Genomic DNA, 16,521 nt, shown 5'->3' with positions numbered 1-16,521 from the left:
GAGGCGCATGCTGGAGGCATGCACGAGCCGCCCTCGGCCCTGCGCGACGCCGTCGCGCTGTATCTGCGCGCGCTCGAGCTCGAGCGAGGGGTGAGCGCGCACACCTCTCGCGCCTACGCGGCAGATCTCGCGACGCTCGTCGACTTCGTCGAACTGCGCGGCGCAGCCGACGACCCGCTCGAGTGGAACCTCGAACTGCTGCGTGAGTGGGTGTGGCAGCAGAACGAGCAGGGCCTGGCAGCCTCGACGCTCGCCCGGCGCACGTCGAGCGTGCGGGGGTTCACGGCGTGGTTGGCCCGCACGGGTCGCACCGAGGGCGACGCGGGCGCACGGCTGCGGGCGCCGAAAGGCGAGCGACGGCTGCCGCGCGTGCTGACCCGCACCCAGATCGACGGCCTGCTCGACGACCTCGAAGCTCGCGCCCTCAGCGGTGACCCTGTGGCGTGGCGCGACCGCGCCGCGGTCGAACTGCTCTACGCGAGCGCCCTGCGGGTGAGCGAACTCGTGGGCCTCGATCTGGGCGATGTCGACGACCAGCGCCGCGTCGTGCGGGTGCTCGGCAAGGGTGCCAAAGAGCGGGTTGTTCCGTTCGGCATTCCTGCCCAGCGTGCTCTGCGCGACTACCTCGAGCATGGTCGACCACCGCTTCTGACGCCAGACTCGGGTTCGGCACTGCTGCTCGGCCCGCGCGGGCGGCGGGTCTCGACCAGGGCTGTCTATGAGGTCATCGCGCGATTGCTCGCCGACCTGCCGGGCACCGGCCCCTCCGGGCCGCACACTCTGCGGCACACGGCCGCCACCCACCTGCTCGATGGCGGCGCCGATCTGCGAGCGGTGCAAGAGATTCTCGGGCACGCGAGCCTCGCCACCACGCAGGTCTACACCCACGTCAGTGCCGAGCGCCTCGCCGCCGTGTACCGCACCGCCCACCCCCGCGCCTGACGCCAGGGTCGGCAGCAGCACCGCGCGGCGCAGGCCGCCGAGAAACAGCAGCGGAGAGACGTACTCGCCCGCGACTCTGACCCCGAGGTGCACGCAGGCGCGAGCGCAGTGCCCCGCCTGCAGCGTGCCGATGACATCGCCGGCCGCCACCGCGTCACCGGCCGACACGAGAGGCTCGACCGGTTCGACGGTGGCGAGAATCTGCCCCTGCCGCACCGTGATGACGGGCCGGTCGACGACGACGCCAGCGAAGTGCACGGTGCCGCTCGTGACGGCGACCACGGGAACGAGGTGCGCCATAGCACCCAGGTCGACGCCGCGGTGCCCGACCCCGTAGGGAGTCGGCGGGGCCACGAACGGCCGCACGATCGTGCGGGGCCCGTCGACGGGCCAGACCCAGCCCGGCACGCGCGTCGACGTCGAGTCTCGCGCACTGCCAGCGCCGCCGAGCGAGCCGGGCGCACCGAGCGCGAGCACGGCGACGAGGGTGAGCACGGCGAGACGCATGACGACAGCATCGTCGCGAGCGCAGCATCCTGAGCGGTGGTTGCCCCGACCGGGTGAACCCGGCGATGCAGAGCTGGCGGGGGAGGAGGGGCGCCCCGCGACCGCCCGCCGAGAGCGGTGATATGCTGGCAGACGCAGTCGTGCGTGTCACGGCTGACTTCGCGTGTCCATTTCATGGCGCATATCCCCATCAGTCCCCACGTGACCGAGCAATCGGCGGTCGCACCGTTCGGGTCGGGGCCAGCGTCGGGCACTAGGGCCCCTCCCGTCGGGCGGGGCGACAACTGAGAACAAAGGAGCACGGCCATGGCCGTCGTCACAATTCGTCAGCTGCTCGACAGCGGCGTGCACTTCGGGCACCAGACCCGCCGGTGGAACCCGAAGGTCAAGCGCTTCATCCTGACCGAGCGCAGCGGCATCCACATCATCGACCTGCAGCAGTCGCTCGCCTACATCGACAAGGCGTACGACTTCGTCAAAGAGACGGTCGCCCACGGCGGCACGATTCTCTTCGTCGGCACCAAGAAGCAGGCGCAAGAGTCGATCGCCGAGCAGGCCACGCGCGTCGGCCAGCCCTACGTCAACCAGCGCTGGCTCGGTGGTCTGCTGACCAACTTCCAGACGGTGTCGAAGCGCCTTGCGCGCATGAAAGAGCTCGAAGAGCTCGACTTCGACGACACCACCAAGGGCTTCACCAAGAAAGAGCTCTTGATCAAGAAGCGCGAGCTCACCAAGCTGCACAAGTCGCTCGGCGGCATCCGCAACCTCACGAAGACCCCGAGCGCCATGTGGGTCGTCGACCCCAAGCGCGAGCACCTCGCCATCGACGAGGCCCGCAAGCTGGGCATCCCCGTCATCGGCATCCTCGACACGAACGCCGACCCTGACGAGCTGGCATACCCGATTCCGGGCAACGACGACGCGATCCGCTCGGTGGCGCTGCTGACGCGCATCATCGCGGATGCTGCCGCCGAAGGTCTCATCCAGAAGCACCAGAAGCCCGAAGCAGAGGGCAACGTGTCGGCCGTCGAGCCGCTCGCCGAGTGGGAGCGCGAGCTGCTCGAGGCGGGCAACGCCGAAGCGGCCGCTGCGGCACCCGCTGCTGAGGCGCCCACCGCCGACGAAGCGCCCGCCGCTGACGCACCCGCCGCAGAGGCACCTGCTGCCGAGGCACCTGCGGCCGACGAGGCCGCGGCCGAAGCGCCCGCCGAGAAGCCGGTCAAGAAGCCGGCCGCGAAGAAGGCTCCGGCGAAGGCCGAGGCCACCGAGGCCGCCGACGCTGCCGCTGACGCGCCTGCCGAAGCACCCGCTGAAGCGCCTGCCAAGAAGCCCGCGGCCAAGAAGCCTGCCGCGAAGAAGCCCGCTGCCGAGGCTGAGGCCCCGGCTGCCGAGACCGAGTAAGGAACCCCTCTATGGCGAACGTCAGCCTGGAAGACATCAAGACCCTGCGCGACCGCCTGGGAACAGGCATGGTCGACACCAAGAACGCTCTGGTCGAGGCAGAGGGCGACCTCGAGAAGGCCACCGAGATTCTGCGGCTCAAGGGCGCGAAGGGCAACGCGAAGCGCGCTGACCGCTCGACGAGCGAAGGCCTCGTCGCCGCCCACGAGGGCGCAGACGCCGCGACCATGATCGAGCTCGCCTGCGAGACCGACTTCGTCGCCAAGGGCGACAAGTTCGTGTCGCTCGGCGAGCGCGTGCTCGCTGCGGTCGTCGCAGCCGGTGCCGGCACGGTCGACGCGGCGCTCGCCGCCCCGCTCGACGGCTCGACGGTCGCCGAGGTGATCGACGCCGAGGCGGCGATCATCGGTGAGAAGTTCGAGCTTCGCCGCGTGGCTCGCGTCGAAGGAGCGAAGTTCGCGGTCTACATGCACCGCACGAACAAAGACCTGCCTCCGCAGGTCGGTGTCGTCGTCGCCTACGAGGGTGACGACGCCGAGACGGCGCGCAGCATCGCGCAGCACATCTCGTTCGCCGACCCGCAGTACTTGACGCGCGACGAGGTTCCGGCCGAGACGGTCGAGAACGAGCGCCGTATCGTCGAAGAGATCTCGCGCAACGAGGGCAAGCCCGAAGCCGCTCTGCCGAAGATCGTCGAAGGCCGCGTCGGAGCCTTCTTCAAGCAGGTCTCGCTGCTCGAGCAAGACTATGCGCGTGACAACAAGCTCACGATCGCTCAGGTGCTGAAAGACGCCGGCCTCACCGTGACGGGCTTCGCCCGTTTCAAGGTCGGCGCCTAACCACCGCCAGTCGAATGCCCCGGGTCATCACAGACCCGGGGCATTCGTCGTCTCAGGGCCGGCGCTTCGGCGACTCGCGGCCCGCGGCGGGCCCCGCACCCCATACGCTGGAGTCGCTGCACGAGAGAAGGAGACCGCTGTGGTCGAGAAGAAGCGTCGGGTCTTGCTCAAGCTGTCGGGCGAAGCGTTCGGCGGCGGGTCGCTCGGCGTCAACCCCGACGTCGTGAGCGGCATCGCCCGCGAGATCGCCGAGGCGGCGAAAGACGTCGAAGTCGCGATCGTCGTCGGCGGTGGCAACTTTTTTCGGGGCGCCGAGCTCAGTCAGCGCGGCATGGACCGCGGGCGGGCCGACTACATGGGCATGCTCGGCACCGTCATGAACGCGCTCGCGCTGCAAGACTTTCTCGAGCAGGCGGGCGCACCCGTGCGGGTGCAGTCGGCCATCCAGATGACGCAAGTGGCCGAGCCGTACATTCCGCTGCGTGCCGAACGGCACCTCGAGAAGGGGCGGGTCGTGATCTTCGGCGCGGGTGCCGGGCTGCCGTACTTCTCGACCGACACCGTCGCGGCGCAGCGAGCGCTCGAGATCAGCGCTGTCGAGGTGCTCGTCGCCAAGAACGGCGTCGACGGCGTCTACAGCGCTGACCCGCGGCACGACCCCAGTGCGCACAAGCTCGACGCCGTCACCTACCAAGACGCCCTCGTGCAGGGTCTCAAGGTGGTCGACTCGACCGCGTTCTCGCTCTGCATGGACAACGGCATGCCGATGGTCGTGTTCGGCATGGAGCCCGCGGGCAACATCGCCAAGGCCATCCGCGGCGACGCCATCGGCACGCGCGTCTCGAACTAGCGCGCACCGTCCGCCGATGATCGTCGCCCTGCTGGTCGGTGGCGCCGCGCTCGCCCACGCTGCGTGGAACATCGCCATGAAGCGCGCCGGCACCAGCGGCACGCCGTTCATCGCCGTCACCCTGCTGATCGGCGTGGTCGTGTTCGCCCCGTTCGGCGTGACGGCTCTCGTCGCGGGGCCGCCGCCGTCGCCCGCCTGGATCGGTCTCGTGGTCGGCAGTGCCGCGCTGCAGTTGGGCTATTTCTTGCTGCTGCAGCGGGCCTACCGACTCGCCGATGTCGGGGTCGTGTATCCCCTCGCGCGGGGAGTCGGGCCGCTGCTCAGCGTCATCGCCGCCGTGATCGTGCTGGGCGAGCGCCCTGGCGCTGTCGCACTCGCGGGCGCGCTGCTGGTCGTCGCCGGAGTGGTGGTGATCGGGCTCGCCGGCTCGCGGCAGCACGACTCTGATGCGCAGCGACGGTGGCGGGGCATCCGGTATGGCGCAGCAGTGGGCGCGGTGATCGCGGCGTACACGCTGTGGGATGCCGCCGCGGTCACGATCGCCGACCTCGACCCGGTCGGCTACTACTGGGCGAGCATGGTCGTGCAGCTGCTCGTGCTCGGCGGCATCGCTCTGCGCTCGCCGACGGCGGTGGTGCAGACAGCCCGGCGGCACCCTGTCGCCGCCACGGTGGTCGGCGTGCTCTCGCCCCTGGCGTACGGCGCTGTGCTGTTCGCCTACCAGCTCGCGCCCGTCTCGATCGTGGCGCCGGCGAGAGAGGTGAGCGTCGTGCTCATCGCGCTCGCGGGGTGGATGCTCTTCCGCGAGCCGCACCCCGTGCGCCGCCTCATCGGCAGCGCACTCGTGCTCGCAGGCATCGCCCTGCTAGTTTCTGAGTGACCGCGACGCGCGCGCGGGAAGCACTTTGGAGCCGATCGTGAACCGACGCATCACCCTCGCCGCCTCGTTGCTCGCGGCGCTCTCGCTCGCCCTCGTGCCGGCGACGGCAGCGGTCGCCGCCGATCAAGATGTCACGACTCCTGGCTGGCGCTGGCTCGATGTCTACGACAACGGCTACCGCCTGCAAGACGTCGAGTCGTACTACACCGACTTCTTGGGCAGCGGTGTCGAGCTCGCCGGGTGGCGTCGCGACGCGTTCGACGATCTCATGCGCATCACGGCGTTCGACCCCGAGGCGGGCGACGGCGGAGAGTTCGTGCCGACGTATCCGCTCGTGCGCTTCGGCTCAGATGTGCTCGGGCCCTTGCCGATCACGCCCGTGTCGGCGAGCTGGGTCGACAACGGCCGCACCTCCACGGTGGGCACCGTCACCGCAGACTTCGGCGATGGTCGAGTGGTCACCGTGACCTTCACGATGGAGATCGAGAACTCGACCGCTCGGTGGACGGTGTCACCGGACGTCGTGGGAGGCGACCCCGCGGAGGTCGAGATCGAGATCGGGGGCGACCTCGGCTCGGACGGCGACTCGACGTACGTCGACCTCGGTGGCGGAGCATGGATCTCACACGACACCAATCGTGGCGACCCGGTCATCGCCTGGCGCCTGAGCGGAGTGTCGCCGCAGATGGGAACAGTCGATGTTCCCGGTGCCGTCATCTTCCGAGCACCCGGCACGGCCTCTTCGAGCGTCACCGTCGGCGTCATCGACTTCGATGAGTGCTCGTTCGACGATGCGCTCGACACCATGGCGGGCCTCGCGCCGACGCTCAGCCTGGGCCAGAGCATCAGTCCGCTGTACGCCACCGACTGCTTGCTGACGGTGAACCCTCCCGCTGTCGGGCCGGGCGAGCCGGTCGCAGCGCTTCTGCCCTTGACCCTGTCGGCAGAGCTCGTGGCCGACAACTGGGCCCCCGACAACGAGACCGACTTCGTCGATCTCGACTGGCGGGTCGATGTCGTCGACGGGCCGACCGGAGTGGTCGCCGTGCTCGAGTGGGTGCCAGACGACAGCTCTCTCGCTGTGCGACTCAGTGGCACGCCGACGCAGGCCTGGTCGGGGCCCGTGACGCTCGTGGTGCATCGAGGCAGAGAGCCCGTTCTCGTGCAGTTCGCCCTGTCGGTCGAGCTGGCCGCGACCGGCGCGAGCTCGGTGGCCGCGCTCGCGGCGGGCTCGGTGCTGCTCGTGGGCGCGGGTGCGCTCGCGTTCAGCGCACGCCGTCGCACTGCCCTCCCACGCTGATCGTCGACCGCTAGACTCGTGGGCGACCCACCGAAGGAGCCGCCGTGATCGCCGATGTACTCGCCGAAGCCACCGAGAAGATGACCAAGGCCGTCGAGGTCGCCAAAGACGACTTCGCGACGGTGCGCACTGGCCGGGCCAACCCGCAGCTGTTTCAGAAGATCCTGGTCGAGTACTACGGCACGCCGACTCCGCTCGCGCAGCTGGCGAGCCTGCAGAACCCCGAGGCGCGCACGATTCTCATCACGCCCTACGACAAGAGTGCGCTGAAAGAGATCGAGAAGGCCATCGTCAACTTTCCGAACCTCGGTGCGAGCCCGAACAATGACGGCGAGATCATCCGCGTCACGATGCCCGAGCTCACCGAAGACCGGCGCAAAGAGTACGTGAAGATCGTCAAGCAGAAGGCAGAAGACTGCAAGGTCTCGATCCGCAACATCCGCCGCAAGGCGAAAGACGACCTCGACGCTCTCAAGAGCGAGGTCGGCGACGACGAGGTTGCCCGCGCCGAGAAAGAGCTCGAGGCGATCACGAAGCGCGCGACCGATGCCGCCGACGAGGCGCTCAAGAAGAAAGAAGCGGAGCTGCTCGAGGTCTAGATGGCCGAGCCACAGGATTCTTCTCCGACGACCGACGTCGACGCCTCTGCGCCCGCCGGTCGTTCTCCGCGTCGACGCCGGGGCGGCAAGGCCCGCGAAGAGGTCGAAGCGGCGCTGCACGACATCGAGAACCGTGTGCACGACATCGAGCAGAAGGCGCGCGAGATGGATGCTCGCATCGAGGCGCGCGCGGGGCGCAACCTGCCCAAGGCGATCTTCTTCGGCCTCGTGCTGGGGCTCGCGCTGCTCTTCAGCCTCATCGTGGTCAAAGAGGTCTTCATGCTGTTCGCGGCCGCCCTGGTCGTGTTCACCGTCTACGAGCTCGCGAGCGCGCTGCGATTCGCTGGTCGCGATGTGCCGCGCATCCCTCTCGTCGTCGCTTCGGTCGCGATGGTGCCGTCGGCGTTCTACGGCGGCGCCGCAGGGCTCTGGTGGGCCTTCCTGGCCGCGATCGCCGTGGTGAGCCTCTGGCGCGTCGCTGAGATGGTGAAGCCGTCGATGCGCGGTGAGTCGGTGTCGCTCGGCACCGACCTCGCGGCGGGAATCTTCGTGCTCGCCTATGTTCCCCTGCTCTCAGGGTTCGCCGTCGTCATGACCGCGCAACCGGGAGGCGAGTGGTGGGTGCTCGCCTACCTGATCGTCGTGATCTCGATCGACACAGGGGCCTACGCCTCGGGGGTGCTGTTCGGCCGACACCCGATGGCGCCCAAGATCAGCCCCAAGAAGACGTGGGAGGGCTTCGCCGGCTCGGTGGTGGCGGCGACCATCGCCGGCATCCTGCTCGCCGTGCTGATGATCGGCACCGCGTGGTGGGTCGGGCTCATCCTGGCGCTCGCGCTCGTCGGTGCCGCGACGCTCGGCGACTTGACCGAGTCGCTCATCAAGCGCGACCTCGGCATCAAAGACATCTCGACCTGGCTGCCGGGGCACGGCGGCTTTCTCGATCGACTCGATTCGATACTGCCCTCGACCGTGGTCGCCTACCTGATCTTCAGCGTCGTCGTCGGCTGAGCCGTCGAACGGTGCCGGTGGCGCTGATCGCACCCCGCACTGGGGCAGAATAGGGCGGTGACGTCGACCTTTCCTCTCGCGCGATCGGGCAAGCCCGGATACGACTGCTCTGAAGTCGATGACTTTCTCGACAACGCTCGGCGGGCGTTCGCCCTGCCGGCCGGCCATGACGAGTCGCTCTCGAGTCAGCAGATTCGCCACACCGGCTTTCGGGTGGTGCGCAAGAACGGCTACTCGGCCCGCCATGTCGACGCGGCGCTCGAACGGCTCGAAGAAGCCTTCGCCGCCCGCGAGCGCGAGCACGCCATCGGCGAGCAGGGCACCGATGCCTACTACGCGGGAGTGCGGGCGACTGCTCAAGAGATTCTCGACCGCCTGGCCAGGCCGGCGGGCAAGCGCTTCACGCGTGTGAGCCCCTTCACGCGCGGGTACCACCCGGCCGACGTCGACGCCTTCTCGAAGCTCGTGTCGCAGTACTTCGAGAAGGGGCGGCCGCTGGCGATCGAGACGGTGCGCACGATCGCCTTCCGCCCGAAGTACGGCGGGTACCGCGAACTGCAGGTCGACGTGCTGCTCGACACCGTCATCGACCTCATGCTGGCCGTTCGCTGAGCGCTCAGAACGACCTCACGGTAGACTCGTCCAACTGTGGGACGACATGCAACGGCAACGAGGCGCCCCAGTGCTCTGAGCGAGTCTTCGAACGTCGCCAGCGCGGGGGGTGCTCTTCGTCGCGCCTCAGAACCGCAGGCCGAGCGTCACGTGCGCGCCTCGTGGTCTCTGCCCCTGTTCGCGTCGTTCGCCACCATGGCCCTCGTGCTCGCCACGATCATCGACCCCTCGTCATCGACTGCGACGTCGTCGACCACCACCACCCCCGCTGCGCAGCACGAGCCGCAAGTGCTCGTCGCGACCGACGACTATGTCAGCAGCATCGAGCGCATCACCTGGAAGACGACGCAGGTCGTGACCTATGGCGTGGCTCCCGCGGTCGGCACCCCCGACCCCGGCACAGCGCAGGCGATCGCGGCGGCCATGGTCGCTGAACGCGGGTGGGGGTCGAACGAATACGACTGCCTCTACGCGCTCTGGGCGAAAGAGTCGGGGTGGAACGTCTACGCGCACAACAAGCGCTCGGGCGCATACGGCATTCCGCAGTCGTTGCCGGGCAGCAAGATGGCCAGCGCCGGCGCCGATTGGGCGACCAACCCCGCCACCCAGATCACCTGGGGCCTGGGCTATATCGCGGCTCGCTACGGCACACCCTGCGGCGCGTGGGCGCACAGCCAGCGCGTCGGCTGGTACTAGGCGCGAGCATCCATGCCCCGCAGCAATCGACCGCGCGGTCGGCGCGCACCAGGCCGCGCTGCAGAGCCGGCTGACGATCAGCTCGATCTCGATCGCATTCGGGCGGGCATGCGTCGCACCGAGTCGAAGCGCTCGGGGCTCTGGAACGTTCAGTCGGTGTCGGCCGCAGCGGCGGTGAAGACCTACGTCTGCCCGGGCTGCAGCAGCGATGTGCCCGCGGGCCAGGCGCACATCGTGGCGTGGCGCGCCGATGGGCCGCTGGGTGACGAGGCCGATCTCGCCGCCCGCCGACACTGGCACTCGTATTGCTGGAGGATGCATCCATGACCGAGCTCATCCGCGCCGCGACGGTGCTGCCCGCGACGCGCACCGACATCGAGCTGACGACCGAAGACGGGCTGACGCTCGTCGGCGAGCTCGCCATGCCGGCGTCGCACGACCCGATCGCCACCCTCGTGTGCCTGCACCCCCTGCCCACCGCGGGCGGATTCATGGATTCGCACGTGCTGCGCAAGGCGGCGGCGCGACTGCCGGCGATGGCCGACATCGCCGTGCTCAGGTTCAACTTCCGCGGGGTCAGCTCGCCCCGGGGCACGAGCGAGGGCGAGTTCGGGCTCGGCGATCTCGAACGGTTCGACCTCGCCGCGGCGATGGCGTTCGTCACAGAGCACGCCTTGCCCGCCCCGTGGCTGCTCGGCTGGTCGTTCGGCACCGAGGTGGCGCTCAAGCACGGGCTCGAGCACGACATCGTCGGAGCGCTGCTGCTGTCGCCGCCGTTGCACCGCACCTCGGTCGACGAGCTCGCGGCGTGGTCGGGCAGCGGGCGACGACTCGTCGCGGTCGTGCCCGAGCTCGACGACTACCTGCGGCCGCAGGAGGCAGCCGAGAGGTTCGCCGTCGTGCCCGAGTGCGAGCTCGTCGCGGTCGAGGGCGGCAAGCACCTCTGGGTGGGTGAGAACCAGACCTACCGGGTGCTGAGCGAGATCGTCGAGCGGCTCAACCCTGCGGTGCTGCCGCTGCCCACCGAGTGGCCGTAGCCGAACGGGTGGCCGTCGCCGACCGTCGGGCTACTTCTCTTCGAGCTTGGGCACGACCACTTGGTCGATGACGATGAGAATCGATGCCGCGACCGGGATGGCGATGAGGGCGCCGAGAATGCCCAGCAGGGTTCCGCCGATGAGGGCCGCGATCACGACGACCACTCCAGGAACCTTGACGGCGCGGTTCATGATGTTGGGGCTCAGCACATAGGCCTCGACCTGCATGTAGATCAGGTAGTACACGCCGGCGGCGATGACGGTGGCGATCGACTCCGGGTTCACCAGCAGCTGCGTGGCGACGATGATGATCGACCCGGTCAGGGTTCCGACGAGCGGCACGAGCGAGAACAAGAACGCGACGAAGGCGAACAGTGCCGGGTAGGCGGCGCCGATGATGTTGAGGTAGATGAAGCTCAGCAGGCCGTTGATGAGGGCGAGCGACACCTGCCCGACGACGTAGCGCCCCACCGCGTGAGCCACTTGCTCTGAGATGTTGATGAACTGCTCGCGGCGCGACTTCGGCACGAGGCGGTACATCGCGGCCTTGATGTTGGTGAGCGAGGCCGTGAAGTACAGCGTCAGGATGAGAATGATGAGCGCGCCGAAGAGCCCCGTCGCGATCGAGACACCCACCGACAGCACGCCGCCGCCGATCTGCGTGAGATTGTCGGGGTTGGTCAGGTATGCGAGAGCGTCTTGCGCCGCGACGCGCACATCGACGATCTCGACCGGGATGACCGCCTGCACCTGCTCGAAGAAGGCGTCGAGCGACTCGAGTGTGGTGACGTACTCGGTGACCTGATTGACGAGCTTCGTCGACTGCTCGATGACGACCGGAATGATCGCGAACACGAGCCCCGTGAACAGGCCGAGCACGCCGACGAGAACGGTGAGGATGGCCGCCCAGCGGGGCCACTTGCGCGACTCGAGCCACGTGACGAGCGGGTCGAGCCCGAGGGCGATGAAGATCGCGGCACCGATGTACGTGAGAATCGTGGCCAGCGAGGCGAAGGCGCCGCCGATGAGCACGGCGACGAGCACGCCCAGGCCGCCGAAGATGCCGAGCCGAAACGCATTCTGAATCTTCACGATGCCCTTTCGTCAGAGCGCCGCCGTCGCGCTACTCGTCGCGCGCGGTCAGTGTCTCCGCTTGCGAGAGTACCCCGCGCAGACCCTCGAAGTAGCCAGCGACGGCGTTGCGTTCGACCCTGATGCGCTCGAGGCGCTCTTCAGCCTCGGTGACGAGCGTGCGGGCGCGTTCTTCAGCATCGCGCACGAGTTCGGCGGCCCGGCTCTCGGCGTTCTCGAGCACCGACCGCGCCGTGGCGTCGGCCGTCGATCGGGTCGCCTCAGCAGCGTCTTTGGTCGAGCGCTCGAGCGCTTCGGCCTCGGCCCTCACGGTGGCAGCGCGCTCTTGCGCCGCAGTGAGCTGCGCTGTCGCTTCGTCGAGATACTTCTGCGTCTGCGCGGCGGCATCCTGCTGCCGGGTGAGGTACTCGCGTTCGGCCTCGTCGCGCCTGGCCGTGAGCTCGACCTCGAGGTCGACCCTGGCCTGCTCGGCTTCGCGGGCGAGTCGCGCACGGTGCTCATCGAGATCGTGCTGGTGCTGGGCGCGCACTCGTGCGGCCTCGTCGGCGAGGGTGCGGCGCTGGGTCTCGGCGTCATGCTCGAGGGCGGCCTGCTGCTCGGCGACCTTCGCCTCGTGCTCGGCCTTCGCTGCGGCCATGTCTCGCTCGAAGGCGGCGCGCTGGGTCGCCTGGTCGTTCGCGAGCGATTCGCGCGCCGTCGCGATCTCGTTCTCGAGCTCGGAACGAGCGGTCGAGAGTTCGCGTGCGAACGACTCGCGAGCCGTCGAGATCTCGAGTTCGAGCGCGGCGCGCGATCGCTTCTCGAGCTGCTCGAGCTCGCTGCGGCGGCGAGCCTCCTCTGCCGCCCAGGCATTCTGCCGCTCGGTGAGCTCGGTCTCGACGGTCTGCCGAAGGTGGGCGAGCTCGGCCTCGAGGGCGTCACGGCCGTGCTGGATGTCGGCGTCGAGTTGGGCACGGCGAGTGGCGTCGTCGCTCTCGAATGTCGCCCTGGCCTGCTCGGTCTCGCGCGCGAGCGTGCCGGCAGCCTCGCGTGCTTCGGCCACCTCGCGGTCGGCGACGACGCGCAGTTCAGCAAGCTGGCGCTCGGTCTCGGCGCGCAGGGCGGCCGCCTCGCGCTTGGCCATCGCACGAGCCTCTGCCGCCTCGGTGGCGACGGCACCGCGAATCGATGCGGCTTCGCGAGTCGCCTCGTCGATGAGCGCATCGGCCTCGGCGCGAGCGCGGGCAATCGTCTCTTCGGCGTCGCGCGCCGCAGAGTCGGTCAGCTGGTTCGAGCGCGCGGCTGCTTCGTTGACCATGCGGGTCGTGCGCTCGGCGGTCTCGGCCTGCAGCCTCTGCGCCTCGGTCTGGGCCGCGGCGCGCAGCTTCTCGGCGTCGATGTCTGCCTGGCTGATGAGTCGCGTCGACTGCTCTTCGGCGATGCGCAGGGTCTGCTCGAGCTTGGTGCCCAGGCCTGCGTAGGTCGGTCGGCCCACTTCGTCGAGCTCGGCCTGCAGGTCGTCGATGACCGCTTGCAGGCGCCCGACCTCTTTCGCCGCTTCGGCGCGGTCGGTGTTGGCTTTGATGAGTTCTCGGCGAACCTCGTTGAGTGCGCGGTCGACTTCGTCGCGCTTGTAGCCGCGCATTTCTGATCCGAAGTCGTATTCGGTGTCTGCCACGTGCTTCTCCCGGGATTTCGGTGAGGGGAACCGTCTGAGTGTAGCCGTGGTTCATGGCGGTCTGCCGCCCGAATACGGGTGATGGATGCCCTCACTCGCGCCTCGAATGGGACTCAAGGTCAGCATCCGCTATTCTGGAATGTCTTTGTTCTGCTGGTCGGCCGTCACTCTGACGGTTTTCGCCCGATGTCGAGCGCAGGTGGAGAGATGCTTCCGCATCTTCAAGTGGCTCCATCGCTCGACCGTCGCGGGCCGCGATCACTCGGTCGCGCCGAACCAGCACGAGAGGAGTAGTCCGTGCGATTCATCGCCGCCATTGTGTTCTTCGTCGTCGCTGTCGTCGGGGTCGGCCTGGGGGTCGCGCAGCGCACGATTCTCGCGCCGCCCGACCGTGTGACCTCGACCGTCGAGCTGCAGTCGACCGCTGCCGTGACCGTCATCGACGGCAGCGCCCTCAACGCCTATGAGGGGCGGCAGACGATCTCGATCATTGGGGGCGTGAGCGGCACGGCCGAGCTGCCCGACCCCATCGTCACCGACGGCACGACCGAGGCGCCGGCCGACGAGGAGGTCGAGCCCGCCGTCACCGAGACCCAGTCCATCGCCGCGGCCTACGGCCGCACTGCCGACGTGCTCGCCTGGGTCGGGCCCGCCACCTACACGCTCGTCACCTTCGACGCCGAGCTGGGCGAACTGGTGACCGAGACGGTGTGGGGCGCCGAGACCGCGGTTCCGGCCCTCTACGGCGGCGACCTCTGGTACGGCGACTACACGGGCGAGGGCGAGCTGGGCCTCACGATCAACGTGCCTCCCACGGTGTCGCTCGTCATGGTGTCTGACGGCGTGCTGCCCGCGCCCCAGACGTTCTCGGTGACGTGGCCGCTCGACTCGAGCACACCGTTCTCGACCATGCTGATTCTCGGCGGAGTGGCATCGCTCATCATTGGTCTCTTCTTCTTGCTGTGGGCGCTGCTGCACATGCGTCGTCAGCGCGGGCCCCGGCGCAAGACGCCGAAGATGCCGAAGGTGCCCAAGCCTTCACGGTATCGACCCACGTCTGGCCGCTCGATCGGCGGCCGACCGAAGGGTCGTCGCGCGGTGCAGCGCGTCGCCCTCGTGCCCGTGCTGCTGACGACCGCGCTCGCGCTCGGAGCCTGCACGAACGGCAGCGTCATGATGAGCAGCGCCACGCCGGCGCCGACGCCGACGCAAGGCAGTACGACGCCGGCGGTGGCCCTTACCGAGAACCAGCTCGACCGCATCGTCAGCCGAGTCGGCTCAGTCGTCGCGCAGGCCGATGAGACGATCGACGCCTCGCTCGCCGCCACCCGCCTCGCGGGCCCGGCCCTCGAGCTGCGCGAGGCGAGCTACGCGATTCGCAACGACGAGGCAGACTTCGCCATCGCCCCCGTGATTCCGCCGGGAACCGTGCAGGTCACCCTGCCGCAACGACTGCCCGAAGAGGGCTCGACCTGGCCGCGCTCGGTGTTCGCGATCGTGCAGGCCCCTCCGGTGGTCGATGACGAGGGCGTCGAGACCTCGTCACCGCCCATGGCTCTCGTGCTCGTGCAGGCTGACCCGCGCAGCCAGTACAAGGTGCACTACGCCATCACGGTGACGCTCGCCGAAGACGCCACGCGACCCGAGGTGGCGCCGGCCTCGATCGGCACCCCGGTGCTGCAGAGCGACACTCCGCTCTTGGCGGTGAGCCCTGCTGATGTCGCCGCCGGCTACTCCGACGTGCTGCTGCGAGGGGCCGAGAGCGAGTCGTTCGATCTCTTCCAGATCGAAGGCGACACGCTGCTCGAGCAGATCGGTGCCGAAGCGAAGCAGGCACGACGCTCGGCCCTGCCCGAGACGGCCACGATCTCGTTCGCCGGTGCTGTCGGCGAGGCAGACATCGTGTCGTTCGTGACGAACGACGGCGGCGCGCTCGTGGCCCTCTACCTCACCGAGACCGAGAGCGTCACGCCCACCCAGGCCGGTGCGGCGATCAACGCGCCGGCTCCGGTGGCCGCGCTCTCGGGCAAGACGCAGAGCACGCGCGGCATCTCGGCGAGCTACGGCATTCAAGTGCTGTTCTATGTTCCGCCCTTCGGCAGCGACGACCAGGTCGTGCTGCTCGGCTACACGCAGGGGCTCATCAGTGCGGAGGAGGTCGCGTGAGTGACGCTCGACTGAACGGCGCGGCGCTGCGCGGCGCCGTCGACTTGTCATCGCTCGTGAGGGCGGCGCAGTCGCCGCACGCTCCTGCGGGTGCGCCGCCCGCCGGCGCCTCACCCGCGGCACCGCAGAGCGCCGTCGTGCGTGAGATCGACGACTCGAGCTTCGCCGAGACCGTCGAGCTCTCGCGCACCGTGCCCGTCATCGTCGAGTTCTTCGCCGAGGGCATCGCGCCGTCGCTCGGTGCGCTCATCGCCTCGTACGGTGGCCGGCTCGTTCTTGCCACCGTCGACGGCAACCGCAGCCCGCAGCTCGCGCAAGCGTTTCAGGTGCAGCAGGTGCCCGCCGTGGCGGCGATCATCGGCGGCCGCCCCATGCAGTTGTTCGTCGGCATGCCGAGCGAGCCCGAGGTGCGCCAGGTGCTCGACCAGGTGCTCGAGGTCGCGGCGCAGAACGGCGTCACGGGCACCGTCTCGGTCGACGACGCCGAGGCCGGCGTCGAGCCGGCCGAAGAACCCCTGCCGCCTCTGCACCAGCAGGCGTTCGACGCCATCAGCGAGGGCGACTACGCCGCCGCGGCCACCGCATACCGCACGGCGATCGCGCAGAACCCGCGCGACCAGCTCGCCGTCGCCGGTCTTGCGCAGGTGTCGCTGCTGCAGCGACTCGACGGCCTCGATGCCGCCGCGGTGCGAGCCGCTGCCGCCGCCGAGCCGTCGAGTGTCGATGCCCAGCTCGCGGTCGCCGACCTCGACCTCAGCGGGGGTCACGTCGACGACGCGTTCGCCCGGCTGCTGCGCATCTTCGCCGAGCTCGACGCCGAGGGCAAGGCTGCCGTGCGCACTCGCCTGCTCGACTACTTCGAGATCGTCGGCGCCGATGACGAGCGCACGATCGCCGCGCGCCGCGCGCTGACTGCGCTGCTGTTCTGACCT

At 69.0% G+C, this 16,521-nt stretch carries 16 protein-coding genes and 1 pseudogene; 14 read left to right on the top strand and 3 right to left on the bottom strand.

Annotation, left to right across the window (positions count from 1 at the left end):
- The first annotated feature begins 18 nt into the window (after positions 1-18).
- A complete protein-coding gene (locus KIT89_RS06345) occupies positions 19-942 on the top strand; it encodes a tyrosine-type recombinase/integrase (protein ID WP_297603776.1) in 924 nt (307 codons plus the stop codon).
- Positions 943-1,053: 111 nt separating this feature from the next.
- Here the strand turns inward: KIT89_RS06345 and KIT89_RS13590 are convergent.
- Positions 1,054-1,242, bottom strand: a pseudogene (locus KIT89_RS13590) (M23 family peptidase); the annotation flags it as partial.
- 513 nt (positions 1,243-1,755) lie between these two features.
- On the opposite strand from KIT89_RS13590, the gene rpsB reads away from it, so the two are divergent.
- The 11 genes from rpsB (at position 1,756) to KIT89_RS06285 (ending at position 10,674) form a co-directional block, all read left to right on the top strand.
- Positions 1,756-2,850 (top strand): 30S ribosomal protein S2, encoded by a 1,095-nt coding sequence (gene rpsB / locus KIT89_RS06335; RefSeq protein WP_297603774.1) that lies wholly within the window; start codon positions 1,756-1,758, stop codon positions 2,848-2,850.
- Positions 2,851-2,861: 11 nt separating this feature from the next.
- Positions 2,862-3,689 (top strand): translation elongation factor Ts, encoded by an 828-nt coding sequence (tsf, locus tag KIT89_RS06330; protein ID WP_297603773.1) that lies wholly within the window; start codon positions 2,862-2,864, stop codon positions 3,687-3,689.
- A gap of 139 nt (positions 3,690-3,828) precedes the next feature.
- The gene (gene pyrH, locus KIT89_RS06325; protein WP_297603772.1) at positions 3,829-4,539 is read left to right on the top strand and encodes a UMP kinase; all 711 of its coding nucleotides are present in this window, start codon (positions 3,829-3,831) and stop codon (positions 4,537-4,539) included.
- A gap of 16 nt (positions 4,540-4,555) precedes the next feature.
- A complete protein-coding gene (locus tag KIT89_RS06320; RefSeq protein WP_297603771.1) occupies positions 4,556-5,419 on the top strand; it encodes a DMT family transporter in 864 nt (287 codons plus the stop codon).
- 37 nt (positions 5,420-5,456) lie between these two features.
- Entirely contained in the window at positions 5,457-6,719 is a 1,263-nt protein-coding gene (locus KIT89_RS06315; protein WP_297603770.1) for a hypothetical protein, read from the top strand.
- 44 nt (positions 6,720-6,763) lie between these two features.
- A complete protein-coding gene (frr, locus tag KIT89_RS06310) occupies positions 6,764-7,318 on the top strand; it encodes a ribosome recycling factor (protein ID WP_297603769.1) in 555 nt (184 codons plus the stop codon).
- Positions 7,319-8,329 carry a phosphatidate cytidylyltransferase gene (locus tag KIT89_RS06305; RefSeq protein ID WP_297603768.1) on the top strand — a complete coding sequence of 337 codons (1,011 nt, stop codon included), beginning with the start codon at positions 7,319-7,321 and terminating at the stop codon, positions 8,327-8,329.
- A gap of 57 nt (positions 8,330-8,386) precedes the next feature.
- Positions 8,387-8,941 carry a DivIVA domain-containing protein gene (locus KIT89_RS06300; protein ID WP_297603767.1) on the top strand — a complete coding sequence of 185 codons (555 nt, stop codon included), beginning with the start codon at positions 8,387-8,389 and terminating at the stop codon, positions 8,939-8,941.
- A gap of 150 nt (positions 8,942-9,091) precedes the next feature.
- Positions 9,092-9,637 carry a transglycosylase SLT domain-containing protein gene (locus KIT89_RS06295; protein ID WP_297603766.1) on the top strand — a complete coding sequence of 182 codons (546 nt, stop codon included), beginning with the start codon at positions 9,092-9,094 and terminating at the stop codon, positions 9,635-9,637.
- Positions 9,638-9,649: 12 nt separating this feature from the next.
- Positions 9,650-9,964 (top strand): hypothetical protein, encoded by a 315-nt coding sequence (locus KIT89_RS06290; protein ID WP_297603765.1) that lies wholly within the window; start codon positions 9,650-9,652, stop codon positions 9,962-9,964.
- On the top strand, positions 9,961-10,674 hold the full coding sequence (locus tag KIT89_RS06285; protein WP_297603764.1) for an alpha/beta hydrolase: 714 nt from the start codon (positions 9,961-9,963) through the stop codon (positions 10,672-10,674). The genes KIT89_RS06290 and KIT89_RS06285 overlap by 4 nt, the downstream gene beginning before the upstream one ends.
- 30 nt (positions 10,675-10,704) lie before the next feature.
- Here the strand turns inward: KIT89_RS06285 and KIT89_RS06280 are convergent, their stop codons facing one another.
- The gene (locus tag KIT89_RS06280; protein WP_297603763.1) at positions 10,705-11,766 is read right to left on the bottom strand and encodes an AI-2E family transporter; all 1,062 of its coding nucleotides are present in this window, start codon (positions 11,764-11,766) and stop codon (positions 10,705-10,707) included.
- A 31-nt stretch (positions 11,767-11,797) separates the two neighbouring features.
- The gene (locus KIT89_RS06275) at positions 11,798-13,423 is read right to left on the bottom strand and encodes a hypothetical protein (protein WP_297603762.1); all 1,626 of its coding nucleotides are present in this window, start codon (positions 13,421-13,423) and stop codon (positions 11,798-11,800) included.
- Between the two features lie 297 nt (positions 13,424-13,720).
- Between KIT89_RS06275 and KIT89_RS06270 the strand changes: the two genes are divergently transcribed.
- Both KIT89_RS06270 and KIT89_RS06265 read left to right on the top strand, forming a co-directional pair.
- Positions 13,721-15,589, top strand: a complete 1,869-nt coding sequence (locus KIT89_RS06270) for a hypothetical protein (RefSeq protein ID WP_297603761.1) — start codon at positions 13,721-13,723, stop codon at positions 15,587-15,589.
- Complete coding sequence (locus KIT89_RS06265; RefSeq protein WP_297603760.1) at positions 15,586-16,518, top strand: tetratricopeptide repeat protein; 933 nt, start codon at positions 15,586-15,588, stop codon at positions 16,516-16,518. Before KIT89_RS06270 ends, KIT89_RS06265 begins: the two co-directional genes overlap by 4 nt.
- The last annotated feature ends 3 nt before the right edge of the window (positions 16,519-16,521 follow it).

Origin of the sequence: Microcella sp., assembly GCF_025808395.1 — a bacterium.
In the GTDB taxonomy this organism is placed as follows: Bacteria; Actinomycetota; Actinomycetes; order Actinomycetales; family Microbacteriaceae; genus Microcella.
This window is presented reverse-complemented; position numbering and strand designations above follow the sequence as displayed.

Coding starts and splice junctions, on each gene's coding strand:
- KIT89_RS06345 (WP_297603776.1), top strand. CDS start 19: ATGCACGAGCCGCCCTCGGCCCTGCGCGACGCCGTCGCGCTGTATCTG.
- rpsB (WP_297603774.1), top strand. CDS start 1,756: ATGGCCGTCGTCACAATTCGTCAGCTGCTCGACAGCGGCGTGCACTTC.
- tsf (WP_297603773.1), top strand. CDS start 2,862: ATGGCGAACGTCAGCCTGGAAGACATCAAGACCCTGCGCGACCGCCTG.
- KIT89_RS06320 (WP_297603771.1), top strand. CDS start 4,556: ATGATCGTCGCCCTGCTGGTCGGTGGCGCCGCGCTCGCCCACGCTGCG.
- KIT89_RS06305 (WP_297603768.1), top strand. CDS start 7,319: ATGGCCGAGCCACAGGATTCTTCTCCGACGACCGACGTCGACGCCTCT.
- KIT89_RS06290 (WP_297603765.1), top strand. CDS start 9,650: ATGCCCCGCAGCAATCGACCGCGCGGTCGGCGCGCACCAGGCCGCGCT.
- KIT89_RS06285 (WP_297603764.1), top strand. CDS start 9,961: ATGACCGAGCTCATCCGCGCCGCGACGGTGCTGCCCGCGACGCGCACC.